The following is a 12,274-nucleotide window of genomic DNA, read 5'->3' as shown; positions in this document are numbered from 1 at the left end:
GCTCGCACGACTCGGCCCATCACCAACACGCTGCATATCCCGCCCCCGTCGATCACTTACTTCCCGCCGGATCCTACGTCAACCCGCCGAACCGTGGGCAAGCAGAAGGTATTGGGCGCTCGCCCGCTGCGCGAGGTCTTGCGGTTGATTCGCGGTGACTTCGGCGACGTAGCGGTCGTGGGAGAAGTAGCAGCGGTGTTCCAGGATGATGCGGGCGCTTTGCGGCGGGCCGGGGTCTTCGCGGAAGCAGCGGGCGTCGGGTAGGCCGGGTGGGCTGTCGATGGGGTCGTAGCCGGGCGGGACTTGCGCGGCTAGGGCCGCGGTGAGCCGGGCCGCCGCAGCGGGGTCGCTCGCGCGGTAGACGCGTGTGCCCGAGTAGGCGATCAGGTCGACGCCCGCGTCCTCGAAGGCGCGGCGGGTGAGGTCGGGGCGGCTCTCGAGATGCAGGGCGGCGGGCACGGTGTACACGCCGGTCACGTCCTCCAAGGTGCCGGGGCGTTCGGCCGCGAGGGTGCGGGCGAGCAGGTCGTCGACGGGTGTGTCGGCGAGCTTTTCGATCGGGGTCGGGGTGAAGCCGTCCAGCAGCTCGAACTGGCGGTCGAAGAGTTTTTTGGCGACCGCCAGCAGCGGCGCGGGGTCGGGCGGCGTGGCGAGACCGTCGGAGACGAAGGTCCACAGCAGGTAGTCGCCCCGAGCGGTCCACGACTGCACCGAGTCGTGGGCGCTGAGGTAGGTGCGGCCGGTGGGGTACCCGGGGATTTCGAGGGTCTGCTTGGGCGGGTACTTCTCGATCCCCTTGTCCGCCAGCACGTGCATGGCGTGCGTGGCCTGCTCGGGCGTGGTGAAGCGCAGCAGCGCGATGCCGACATCGAGTCCGAAGTTGCGGTTCGCGCGGCGGGAACCGCCGGTGTGCCACCCGGCGATCAGTCCGGGCGCCTGCTCGCCGAAGTTCTCCAGATTGCTGATCCCGCTGCCTCGGAACGGTGGATTGCGGGCGGTGTAGTGATGACCGGCGAAGTTGGTGCGGCCGTGGACGAGTCGACTGTCGAGGTCCATGGGCAGCGGGACGATGCCGCCGAGTCGGATGGATTCGCGGACGGCTCCGTCGTCGGCGGTGCGCAGCGCGGACAGGTCTCGGGGGGTCGTCGGGTAGTTGCCCGGATTCAAGGCGGCCGTGTCGACTGCCGCGGCGGGCTCGGACCCGCACCCCGCGGAGAGCGCGAGCAGGACGGTGAGACAGGCGAGTGCGATGCGGGAGCGTGCCACGATCAGGCACCCCGGGCCAGTATCGAATACTGCGCGGCCGCACGCTGATACAGGCTCGGATCGAGCACGCCGCCGGGCAGTCCGTCGGCGCCGACGACAGCGACGTAGCGGCCGTGGACGAGGACGCAGGTGTATTCGTAGTACTGATCGAAGGCGTCCGTGTCGCGCTGCACGCACTGGGCGTCGGCGATGCCGGGCGGACTGTCGAACAACTGCTCGTCTTCGCGTGGCTCGGTGAGGGCGCGCTGGAGCCGGAAGGCCGAGTCGAGATCGCGCGTGCGGTAGACGGTCGCGTCGTTGCGCGCGACGACATCAACGCCCGCGCTCGCCAGCGCGGCCTGCACCTCGGCGGCGTGCGGCTCGAAATGCAACTGCCCTGCGGCGTCGTAGATCCCAGCGGGCTGGACGCGCCGGGCGGTGTCGCCGCCGCCCACCGGTAGCGGCGGCAGCGCGAGTCGCATGATCCCGTCCGGGTTGGCGGGCAGGTCGAGGATCTGATCGACCGGTGTCGGCTCGAACCGGGTCAATCGTTCGAGCTGTAGATCGAGCATCGTTCGAAGCTGTGTCACAAGGGCGTTCGAGTCGGGCTGGGGGACCGTGGTCATGGCCATGACCACCATCGGCCCGCGCGTGGCGAAGAGGTAGCCCTTCTGGTCGTCAGCGGTGGAGGCCACGGCATCCGGGTGACCGGGAATCGCGAGGGCATGCCGATTCGGGAGGAGTTCGTCCATGGCGCGGTCGAATTCCGTTGCGGCGGAGCGGGCGGCGTCGTCGGAGGGAAAGCGCAGCAGCGCGAGCGACATATTGCGCACAGCCCGAAGTTTCTGGTTCGAGCGGACGGTGACGACGCTGGCGATCAGCCGGTTGCGTTCGGCGATCGGCTCGAACTGGGCGGGCAGCACGCCGAGGGAGTCGCCGAACGCCGAACCAGGAGCGGCGACGATGCGCGTGGCTTCGAGCGCGGCCATCTCGCTGTCGATTTCGTACGGCGCGACCAGATAGCCGAACAACCGCCGCGACTCGATCGCGAAGACGTCGCTCTTCGTCTCCAATCTCGGCTCGTAGTCGACGGGAGCGGACGGGAACGGGCCGACGGCGAGACTTGCCACGTCGACCGTAGTCATGCCCGGCACGCCGCGCCCTTCGACGGTCTGCGCGCCGCAGCCGGAGGCCACACCGGCGAGCAGAGCGCACGCCGTGGCGACGATCGGCAGGGCACGCGGTCGCGACACCCTTCTCACAAGCTGTTGGCCAGCAACGCGTACTGCGCCGCCACTTTCTGCCGGACGTCGGGTTCCTTGTCGCTGGTCACCACGCCGACGTAGCGCTTGTACGGCACGTAGCAGCGGTACTTGTACTCCCGTTCCGGGTCGCCTTTGCTGTTGAGCTGCAAGCATTTCGCGCCGGGGACGTCGTTGGGCGCGCCGAGGGGGTCGAACTGGTCGCCCGCGGTGTCGATCAGGCCGGTGAGCAGCTTCTGGGCGGCGTCGCTGTCACGGGCGCGGGTCACCGAGCTGGCGTCCACGATGGCGATCTTGTCGACGCCGGTGTCCTGGACGAGGCGCTGGGTGGCGGCTTGGTCGTCGGAGGAGTGGATGCCGTGGTTGCCGTCGTAGATGGCGAAGGAGACCGGATCGGGAAAGTGCCCGGCGCGGTCGGCGACGGCGACGCGGGCGAGCAGACCCTCCGGGTCCACCTTCAGGGTGTCGAGCTTGTCGACCGGGGTCGGTTGGAACTTGTCCAGCGCGGGCACCTGGGCGGCGAACGTCTTGTCCACCCAGTTCACCAGGTCGGTGCTGTCGGCGCGGGGGCGCTGCACGTACAGCGAGATGACGAACTGGCGGTGGGCGAGGAAGGCGCCGATGCTGGGAACGCCTGGGCGCCAATGGAGATAGGCGTCGGGGTACTTGGTGGAGCCGAGCCTGCGGTTCTGGTCGGAGACGCCGATGTCGGCGTCCTCGAGTTCGCGGGCGGCGAGCTTGGCGGTGGCCTCGTCCGGGAAGCGGAACACGACGTTGGTGATCGCGGTGGCGTCGGCGGCGGGACGGCTCTGGCCCGCCGGGTCCGCCTTGTCGGAACCGCTTGCGGCGAAGCCGGTCACCATCTTGCGGTTGTCCAGCACCGGCTTGGAGACGTTGGCGACGAAGTCGAGGGCCGCCTCGGTGTCGGTGAGCACGGTGCTGCCGCGGCCGAAGGTGAGCGACGGGTCGATCCGCACGGTCGGCACCACGGCCTCGGACATGCGCATGCCCTCCAGCAGCGCGCCGTCGCCGTTCGAATCCTGGTCGTACGCATGCTTGTCCACCGGATAGGTGCCGACCGCCAGGTTCCGGACGTCGAGTTCACCGGGTAGCGCGGTGCCCGCTACACTTCCGCACCCGGTCAACGCACCGGCTACCGCCACACAAGCCGCCAAGATCGCGATGCGCGAAGTCCGAACCATGACAGGCCCCTCGTTCCTCCCATACGTGCCCTTGAAGATAACCGACGAACGCCGGGCAGAGCGACCGATCAGACACCGATTGCAATACGCTGGGTGCTATGGCGAGGACCTTGGACCAGAGCACCGGTGGAGGCCGATACCGGTGAAGGATCGGCAGGTCGAAGTCGTCGCGGGGAACCACGCCGTCGCCCGGGTCGCGGGCGCGGTGCTGGTGGTCGCGCATCGGGGGCGAGACAAACCGACCGAGGACTCGCCCGCCGTCATCGCGCTCGAATCGCTCGCGGAACTGGTCAGGGCGGCCGTCGAACAACAGCCGGACGGCCCCGGCGCGCTGGTCGCGCGGCAGGCGACGCGCTGGCTCATGAAGCACGCCGAGCAGATCAGCCCAGGCGTGCCGATCGATTTCGGCATCCTCTCCGCGGCGGAGAACGGCGGGGTCGCGATCTTCCTGCACGGCGCGGTGACGGCGGTGCTCGCCGGGGACGGCAGGGACGAGCGGTACCGGGGCAGCGACGCGGCGTTCACCGTCGACCGGGTCGCGTCCGTTCCGGCGCGCGGTGTCGCGTTGTTCATCGACGACGCCGAGGGCCGGATTCCGGAAATGCCGCAGGAGCGCGGAATCGGCTGGCTGGTCGAGGGAATCGCGCAGGCCGGAGGTGCGATCGTCTGGTCGGACGGCGCTCGTTCGCGCGCGGTCGCCCGGCCCGAGCCCGCCGAACACCGAGCGCCGCAGCACCGCACGCCCGTCGCGCCACTCCCGACGGCACGCATCGATCCGGAGCCGCGTCAGCAACCCCGCCCCGAACCGCACCGGGAGCCGCAACCCACGGCGACGCAGGCGTCGACCTCGATGCTGGACTCGGTGGCCGACCCGCACGAGGCCGACACCCAGATCGGCGGCACCAACCCGGCCCCGCAACCCGATCCGGATCTGCAACGCCGCCTCGAGGCCACCGCCAAGGCGACCGCGCTGACCGTCAAGGTCATGGGATTCAAATGCGCGCGTGCCCATCCGAGCGATCCGCGCGCGGCGTTCTGCACCGTCTGCGGCATGCCGGTGGACCAGACCCAGGCGCTGATCGAGGTGGTCCGTCCGCCGCTGGGCATGCTGATCCTCGACGACGGCATGACCTACATGCTGGCCGCCGACGCGGTGCTCGGCCGCGACCCCGAACATTCCGAGGCCGCGCAGCGCGGGCTGATCCCGCTGAAGGTGGAGGACAACTCCGGCGGAATGTCCCGCGCGCACGCGGAGATTCGGCTGATCAACTGGGACGTGACCGTGGTGGACCGCGGCTCGACAAACGGCACCCGCACGCGGTTGCCCGGTTACCGCGACTGGGTCCGCCTCAATCCCAACCAGCCGATGATCCTGGTGCCTGGCACCGAGGTGATGCTCGGCAACCGCGTGCTGCGTTTCGAACCCGCTGCGCCGCCGCCGTTCGGAGGCTGACGACTCCGCGGAACGCCTTACGAGTACCGCGACATGCAGGTGTTCTCGCCGTTGAGCACACCCGCGCGGAAGGCATCGACCCTGGCGAACCCGCTCGGCACCGTCTTGCCCTGCGCGTCGCTGGCCGCGAGACCATCGGTGAGCAGGCCCGAAACCGCCTCGTCCAGGTCGCCCGCGGCGAGGGAGATATCGCCCTGGGTGCGTTGGCGATTCGGGTCGGCGAGCTTGCCGGTGACCACGCCCGCCAGGCACGCGGCGCGCAGCCCGGTCTTGGCGCCGATCAACGACTGGCCGTGACTCTGCTGCACCGCGAGGGTGTAGCGGGCGATGAAGACGACATAGCCGTTGTAGTCGCCGGTGACCTTGAGCGGCAGCGGGTCGTCCTCGTCGACGTCGGCCGTGCCGCGTTTGGCCAGCTCGGGAATGTCGGTGGCGATGAGATTCTCGGCGGGACAGTAGGAGACGGGCGCGGTGGTGGTGCCGTCGCGGCAGTCGATCCGCGCGCCGTTGTAGTTGTAGGTCGGACTGTCCTCGATGGGCAGGATGACGGCGAGCGCCTTGGTGAGCTCGATCAGGCTTTCCTTGTCGATCGGATACTCGCCGGTGCTGCCGCCAAGCGTCTGCGGCAGGCCGCCGCGGCGCTGGTTGATCTCGTCGATGTCGATGCCCTTGCACGCCTTCGGGCCGTCGGTGAATCCGATCTGCACCGCGGTGACCCGCTCGAACGCCGAGCCGTGCACGCTCTCCGGGTCGTCGGGGTCGGAGTCGCGGATCGCGACGGTCGCGGCGAGCACCGTGTTGAGACCGTCGGAGGTATTGATGGTGAAGTGCTTCGACTTGCCCTCCGCCACGTGACGGATGAACGCGCCTGCGAAGCAGTCGGCCTGCTGCTCCTTGACGATCACCGGATCCTTCGGATCGACGATCTTGGCCTGCGACTGCACGGCGTGCCCGTACTCGTGGGCGAGCACCATCACGACGGCCATCTTGCCGAAGGTTTCCGCCATGGTGGGCAACAGCACCGAGCGGTCCCAGCCGATGGAGTTGTCCAGTCGGCAGAAGGCGGCGTTCACCAGCCGGTAGGTCGTCTCCTTGCAGAACTCGGGAGCGTCGTTGCGCGGCGCCTTGGCGCTCCAGGAGACGAGCCGATCGACGGGCGCGAAGTCGCCGTCGAAATCCTTGCCGTACTCGGCGGCCCAGTAGGTCTGGATGTCGTCGATGGCGTTGAGCGCCAGGGTGTCGATCTCGCCGCCGTCGCCGCCGGACGCGGTGAGGTCGGTGTCGGGGACGCCGGGACGTGGTCCGCTCGGGCCGCTCGTCGTGGGCAGTCCGGCCACCCTGAACGGGTCGTCGTAGACCGAGACCGCACGGCCGTCCACCTCGCGCGTACAACCCGCGAGCAGGGCCATCACGCACAGTACAGCCGTAATGACAGCGGTCGCTTGGAGTTTCGGCAAAGCTCCCCCTAGTCGGCCGGTATATCGTTCACATCGGTCGCCGGATCGGGACAATAGGCGCGTCGGGGGCACCGCCGATGTCCGGTTGATGGCATAGTATCCGCTGCATGTCTTTACCGGGGGCGCAGACCATCACCGTGCGCCATGATGGAACTGAACGGGTCTTCGATTCGAATCAGCAAGTCACCATGGGCCGTGCGCCCGAGGTGACGCTGTTCGTCGACAGCCCGCTGGTGTCGCGAGTGCACGCGACGCTGACCTGGCAGGGGAGCGGCTGGGTTCTCACCGACAACGGCAGTACCAATGGCGTTTTCGTCGACGCGCGCAGGCTGAGTCAGCCGGTGTCGATCGACCGCCCGACGCAGGTCAGGCTCGGCGACGCGATCAGCGGTCCGCTGTTGCATCTGCTGCCCGCCGCGGCGCCGGTCCGGCACGCGCGGACGCCGTCGCCGCCACCGTCTTCGCAACCGCAGCAGGCGGCTCGGCAACGGCCGAGTTATCAGCATCCGAACCGTCCGCCGATCGGGCAGCAAGCGCATCAGCCCGGCCCGTCACACCAACCGGCTCCTTCGCACCAACCCGCGGTGGCGCATCACCCGCCCTCGCAGCCGACGCCGCAGCAGCCCAACTTCAACATGACGACCAAGGCCGACACCTCGGCGCTGCCGCCGCTGCGCGCCAGGGCATCGACCGCGCCGATCGCCAGGGCCGACCGGATTCCGTCCGCCGGTCTCGCCATCGGCCGCACCACCGACAACCAGATCGTCGTCAACGATCCGCTGGCCTCCCGCAAGCACGCGCGCCTGATCGCGGGCGCCGAGGGCCTCACCATCGAGGATCTCGGCTCCGCGAACGGCACCTTCGTCAACGGCACCCGGCAGCAGCGCACGGTGCTGCGCGAGCGCGACATCGTCACCATCGGCAACGTCGACTTCGTCGTCCAGCAGGGCGCCCTCGTGCATCGGCAGAAGCCGGTCGCCGAACAGGGATTGCACGTGCACGGCGTCGGATTCACCGTCGAGGGCAACAAGCAGCTGCTCGTCGACGTGAACATGCAGGCGGGCCGCGGCACGCTGACCGCGCTCATCGGTCCGTCGGGCGCGGGCAAGTCGACGCTGTCGAAGTTGATCGCAGGCACCACCCAACCGTCCGGCGGCGTGGTGACTTTCGAAGGACGCAATCTGCACGCCGAGTACGAGGCGCTGCGTTCCCGTATCGGCATGGTCCCGCAGGACGACGTGCTGCACCGTCAGCTCACGGTGCGCCAGGCGCTCGGCTACGCCGCCGAGCTGCGGCTGCCGCCCGACACCACCAAGGCCGACCGCCAGAAGGTGATCGACGGTGTGCTGAAGGAACTTTCGCTCACCGAGCACGCCGACACCAGGGTCGACCGGCTCTCCGGCGGTCAGCGCAAGCGCGCCTCGGTGGCGCTCGAGCTGCTTACCGGTCCTTCGCTGCTGATCTTGGACGAGCCGACCTCGGGTCTGGACCCGGCGCTGGACCGGCAGGTCATGGTGATGTTGCGCGAGCTGGCCGACGCCGGTCGCGTGGTCATCGTTGTCACCCACTCGGTGGCCTGCCTGGACATGTGCGACCAGGTGCTGCTGCTTGCTCCGGGCGGCAAGACCGCGTTCTGCGGACATCCGGCCGGAGTCGGTGGGGCCTTGGGCACCAGCGACTGGGCCGAGATCTTCGCCAACGTGGCGGCCAATCCGGATCAGGCCTTCGCCGCGTACCGATCCAGACAGGCGTTCGCTCCGCCGCCACCACCTCCACCGCGCTACGGACCCGCGGGCAGTCCGCCGCAGTCGAGCGGGTTCAAACAGTTCTCCACGTTGGTGCGCAGGCAGATTCGGTTGATCTTCGCCGATCGCGGTTACCTGATCTTCCTGTTGCTGCTGCCGTTCATTCTCGGCGTGCTTTCCCTCGTGGTGCCTGGCAAGAACGGTTTCGCGCCAGGCGGACTGACGACTCTGCCCACCGGTGAGATCGTGCGCGTGGGCGGCGGCGAGACCCAGCAGCTGCTTGTCGTGCTGATCCTCGGCGCCTGCTTCATGGGCGCGACGCTGACCGTGCGCGACCTGGTCGGCGAGCGGACGATCTTCTATCGCGAGCGGGCGGTCGGCCTGCTGCCCTCGGCTTACCTGATGGCCAAGATCGCGGTGTTCAGCGTCACCGCGTTCCTGCAGGCGGCGGTGCTGGTCGGGATCACCCTCGCGGGCAAGAACCCGCCCGGCGCGGGCTCGGTGTTGTCGTCCGGCAGCGCCGAGCTGTACATCGACATCGCACTGACCGCGGTGTGCTGTGTGGTGTTCGGTCTGCTGATCTCCAGCCTGGCCAAGTCGAACGAGCAGGTCATGCCGATGCTGGTCGTCATGATCATGGTGCAGCTCGTGATGGCCGGTGGCCTCATCCCGGTCACCGACCGGGTCGTGCTCGAGCAGCTGTCCTGGCTGTTCCCCTCGCGCTGGGGCTATGCGGCTGGTGCGTCGACGGTCGACATCAAGACGATCTTCGCCAACGCCCAGCAGGACAAGCTCTGGGACCACACCGCCGGCATCTGGATCCTCGACGTGACGCTGCTGTTGGTCATCACCGCGCTGCTGGCCCTCGCGACCTGGCAGCGGCTACGACTGAAGAAGTCCGCGGCGTGACCGCCTACTCGAACCGCCACGACGTGGGCTCGGCTGGGATCGCGCGCATCTCGCTCGCGCAGCAGGCACACTTATGACTGTGACGGTGCGAGTAGGGGCAGTGCATCTCGGTTGGGATGTGGTGTCCGTGGCAGCGGGCGGCGGGCGAACTCCGATCCGGCCGGTGCAGGTGGAGGGTACGTACACGCCGCCGGCGTATCTGCTGGCCGATTCGTCCGGCCGGCTGCACACCGCCGGTGTCGACCGGCAGCGTCCCGACCTCGGGATGGCCATCGCCGACGTGCGCGACATCCTCGGTCACCCGCAGATCGTGGTGGCCGGGGCGACCTGGCCCGCGGAGATGGTCTTCCGCGCCAGGATGTACAACCCGCTCGCCGCCATCGGCAAGTACCTGCGCGGCAAGCCGGACGTGGTGGCGCTGCCCTTCCCGGACGGCTGGCCGGACGAGAAGGTCGAGGTGTACGCCGAGCTCGTCGAGACGCTCGACGTGGTGGTGGAACCGCTGCCGGAGAGCGTCGCGCTCTCGGGGTACGTGCGCGCGCTCGGCTTGGTGCGCGCGCCCGATCAGCGCAATCCGCGCGGTGTCGGCGCGACCGGCGTCTACTCCGACGGCCGCACGATGCTGGTCGTCGCGGTGCACGGTGACGACGAGCAGCCCACCGAATCGGTCGACGTGCCGGTCACCAGCGACGCCATGCGGGACGCGCGCTCGGCCGACAATGTGGTGATCGAGGTCATGGCCGCGGCCCGCTCCATCGGCGCGGACACTTCGACGGTGTTGTTGAGCGGCAATGTCTGCTTCAACGAGGCGCTGCGATTCGCGTTCCAGAATCACCTGGGTCACCGGTTGCAGGTCGCCGATCATCCGATGCACGCGTTGGTGCTGGGGGCCACGCACCTGCTGGTCACGGACAGCGCGGTCGAGGAGCCAGAGCAGGGCGGTCGGAGCGACTATCCGCCGCAAGCTCAGCATCCGGGGCAGTGGCAGGCCGATGCGGGTCAGCGGCCTGTCGAACCGATGCAGCGTCCCGTCGAACCACCTGTGCAACCGGCGCAGCGGCCGGTCGAATCGGCTCACCGTCCACCGGAAACGGCGCAGCGGCCCGATCTCGGCCCGCAGGCTCCGTCGGGATCGCCCGTGGTCACCTACGGCCCCGGTTACCCGACCGTGCGGCCGAACACCGAACCCGCGCCCAGCGAGGAGCCGACCACCCGCGTCACCCGCGAGGAGCTGGCGCGCGGTCTCCCGCCGAACCTTGCGGAATTGGGCAGCCGGTTCACCAGGCCGCCGGGCCAGCACGGCGACGATCAGCGGAATCCCGCCCTCGGTTACCAGGCTCCCGGCTCGCCCCCGCCCGGTCCGCGGTCGCCTTATCCGCCGCCGAACCAGCAAGGTTCCTGGCAGGAGCCCGCGTCGGAGTCAGAGGACGACGACGAGGACGGCAAGGGCCGCAAGGGCAAGATCTGGGGCAAGATGAAGGGCAACCTGTTCGGCGCGCACACCATCGCCGGTGCGGTGGCGCTGGCCGTGGTTGCCATGCCCGCCGAGGGCGACCGGATCGAGCTCACCGGCGCCGCCGAGTCGATCCGTTCGGTGGTCGACGAGGTCGTCCCCGTGGCCTGCGGTCTGACGCCACACGTCGCGCCGGGCGAGCGCAAGCAGGGAATCGCCGCCGTCCGGGAGCCCGCCGCGGTGGATTCGGAATGCGCGCCGCCGAGTATGGACACACTGCGCTACGTGGTGCCCGGCCCGCCGGGCGCGATCGACCCGGGGGCCCCGGTCGAGATCTGACCGAATTCGGGCCCTCGATACCTTCCTGGTATCGTTCTGCGTTGGCGTGTGGGCGATCGGGAGATTCCTCGTGGATCACCAGTTCGCACACCGAGGCCCGGGTCTCAACCGGCCGCCGGGATCACCTCGACCGCACGCTTTTGGCTGGCAACACCGACGACAGACAGGGAAGCACTGTGCCTACGTACAGCCCCAAGGCGGGTGACGTGACCCGTAAGTGGTACGTCATCGACGCCACTGACGTAGTGCTCGGCCGTCTTGCCGTCCAGGCAGCGAATCTGCTGCGTGGCAAGAACAAGCCGACCTACGCGCCGAACTTCGATGGTGGCGATTTCGTCATCATCATCAACGCGGACAAGGTTGCCATCTCCGGCAACAAGCGCACCGACAAGCTCATCCACCACCACTCCGGGCACCCGGGCGGCCTCAAGTCGCGCACTGTCGGTCAGGTGTTGGAGACCCGTCCGGAGCGTCTCGTGGAGAAGGCCGTCAAGGGCATGATCCCGAAGAACAAGCTGGGCAACGCGATCGCGGGCAAGCTCAAGGTCTACGCGGGCCCGAACCATCCGCACGCCGCTCAGCAGCCCGTTCCGTTCGAGATCAAGCAGGTGGCCCAGTGACCGCTCCCGAGGAATTCAACGAGGACTTCGCCGACGAGGCCGCCGTCGAGGTCGTGGAGGAGGACTACGGCTACGACGCCGAGCCCGCCGCCTACGCCCCGGTCGTCATCGATCGCCCGGTGCAGACCGTCGGCCGCCGCAAGGAAGCCGTCGTCCGCGTCCGGCTGCTGCCCGGCTCCGGCAACTTCGTGCTCAACGGCCGCACCATCGAGGACTACTTCCCGAACAAGGTGCACCAGCAGCTGGTCAAGTCGCCGCTGGTGACCGTCGAGCGCACCGAGTCCTTCGACGTGCACGCCCGCCTGGTCGGCGGCGGCCCGTCGGGCCAGGCAGGCGCCCTGCGTCTGGCTATCGCCCGCGCGCTGATCGAGGTCACCCCCGAGGACCGTCCCGCCCTGAAGCGGGCCGGCTTCCTGACCCGTGACCCGCGTGCCACCGAGCGCAAGAAGTACGGTCTGAAGAAGGCGCGTAAGGCGCCTCAGTACTCGAAGCGCTGATTTTGGCTTCGTCGATCACCGCCATCCGGCACCCTGGGGGTGCCGGGGGCGGTATGGTCGGCGCGGCAGCTGTACGAGAGCAGGCTTCCAGC

9 protein-coding genes are annotated in these 12,274 nt (G+C 68.9%); 5 read left to right on the top strand and 4 right to left on the bottom strand.

Features of this window, described 5'->3' with window-relative positions; genetic code table 11:
- Nucleotides 1-78 precede the first annotated feature (78 nt).
- Genes FB390_RS01335 through FB390_RS01325 form a run of 3 tightly spaced genes read right to left on the bottom strand, consistent with a single transcriptional unit; the run spans nucleotide 79 to nucleotide 3,709 of the window.
- On the bottom strand, nucleotides 79-1,266 hold the full coding sequence (locus FB390_RS01335) for a DUF7373 family lipoprotein (RefSeq protein ID WP_141807312.1): 1,188 nt from the start codon (nucleotides 1,264-1,266) through the stop codon (nucleotides 79-81).
- Between the two features lie 2 nt (nucleotides 1,267-1,268).
- Nucleotides 1,269-2,498: a DUF7373 family lipoprotein gene (locus tag FB390_RS01330; RefSeq protein WP_141807311.1), complete on the bottom strand. Its 1,230-nt coding sequence runs from the start codon at nucleotides 2,496-2,498 to the stop codon at nucleotides 1,269-1,271.
- Nucleotides 2,499-2,503: 5 nt separating this feature from the next.
- Nucleotides 2,504-3,709 carry a DUF7373 family lipoprotein gene (locus tag FB390_RS01325; RefSeq protein ID WP_141807310.1) on the bottom strand — a complete coding sequence of 402 codons (1,206 nt, stop codon included), beginning with the start codon at nucleotides 3,707-3,709 and terminating at the stop codon, nucleotides 2,504-2,506.
- A 142-nt stretch (nucleotides 3,710-3,851) separates the two neighbouring features.
- Between FB390_RS01325 and FB390_RS01320 the strand changes: the two genes are divergently transcribed.
- Nucleotides 3,852-5,162 (top strand): FHA domain-containing protein, encoded by a 1,311-nt coding sequence (locus FB390_RS01320; protein WP_246123801.1) that lies wholly within the window; start codon nucleotides 3,852-3,854, stop codon nucleotides 5,160-5,162.
- A gap of 17 nt (nucleotides 5,163-5,179) precedes the next feature.
- Here the strand turns inward: FB390_RS01320 and FB390_RS01315 are convergent, their stop codons facing one another.
- On the bottom strand, nucleotides 5,180-6,571 hold the full coding sequence (locus tag FB390_RS01315) for a neutral zinc metallopeptidase (RefSeq protein WP_141807308.1): 1,392 nt from the start codon (nucleotides 6,569-6,571) through the stop codon (nucleotides 5,180-5,182).
- A gap of 155 nt (nucleotides 6,572-6,726) precedes the next feature.
- Here FB390_RS01315 and FB390_RS01310 point away from each other — a divergent pair, with 155 nt between their 5' ends.
- The 4 genes from FB390_RS01310 (at nucleotide 6,727) to rpsI (ending at nucleotide 12,182) form a co-directional block, all read left to right on the top strand.
- Nucleotides 6,727-9,273: an FHA domain-containing protein gene (locus FB390_RS01310; RefSeq protein WP_141807307.1), complete on the top strand. Its 2,547-nt coding sequence runs from the start codon at nucleotides 6,727-6,729 to the stop codon at nucleotides 9,271-9,273.
- Between the two features lie 73 nt (nucleotides 9,274-9,346).
- The gene (locus FB390_RS01305) at nucleotides 9,347-11,065 is read left to right on the top strand and encodes a hypothetical protein (RefSeq protein WP_141807306.1); all 1,719 of its coding nucleotides are present in this window, start codon (nucleotides 9,347-9,349) and stop codon (nucleotides 11,063-11,065) included.
- Nucleotides 11,066-11,241: 176 nt separating this feature from the next.
- Nucleotides 11,242-11,685 (top strand): 50S ribosomal protein L13, encoded by a 444-nt coding sequence (gene rplM, locus FB390_RS01300; RefSeq protein WP_141807305.1) that lies wholly within the window; start codon nucleotides 11,242-11,244, stop codon nucleotides 11,683-11,685.
- On the top strand, nucleotides 11,682-12,182 hold the full coding sequence (gene rpsI / locus FB390_RS01295) for a 30S ribosomal protein S9 (RefSeq protein ID WP_141807304.1): 501 nt from the start codon (nucleotides 11,682-11,684) through the stop codon (nucleotides 12,180-12,182). Before rplM ends, rpsI begins: the two co-directional genes overlap by 4 nt.
- The last annotated feature ends 92 nt before the right edge of the window (nucleotides 12,183-12,274 follow it).

It is taken from the genome of Nocardia bhagyanarayanae (genome assembly GCF_006716565.1).
Classification (GTDB): Bacteria; Actinomycetota; Actinomycetes; order Mycobacteriales; family Mycobacteriaceae; genus Nocardia; species Nocardia bhagyanarayanae.
This window is presented reverse-complemented; position numbering and strand designations above follow the sequence as displayed.

Excerpts from the sequence above, each read along its gene's own strand:
- FB390_RS01315 (WP_141807308.1), bottom strand. The coding sequence starts at position 6,571 with ATGGCCCTGCTCGCGGGTTGTACGCGCGAGGTGGACGGCCGTGCGGTC.
- FB390_RS01305 (WP_141807306.1), top strand. The coding sequence starts at position 9,347 with ATGACTGTGACGGTGCGAGTAGGGGCAGTGCATCTCGGTTGGGATGTG.
- FB390_RS01310 (WP_141807307.1), top strand. The coding sequence starts at position 6,727 with ATGTCTTTACCGGGGGCGCAGACCATCACCGTGCGCCATGATGGAACT.
- FB390_RS01325 (WP_141807310.1), bottom strand. The coding sequence starts at position 3,709 with ATGGTTCGGACTTCGCGCATCGCGATCTTGGCGGCTTGTGTGGCGGTA.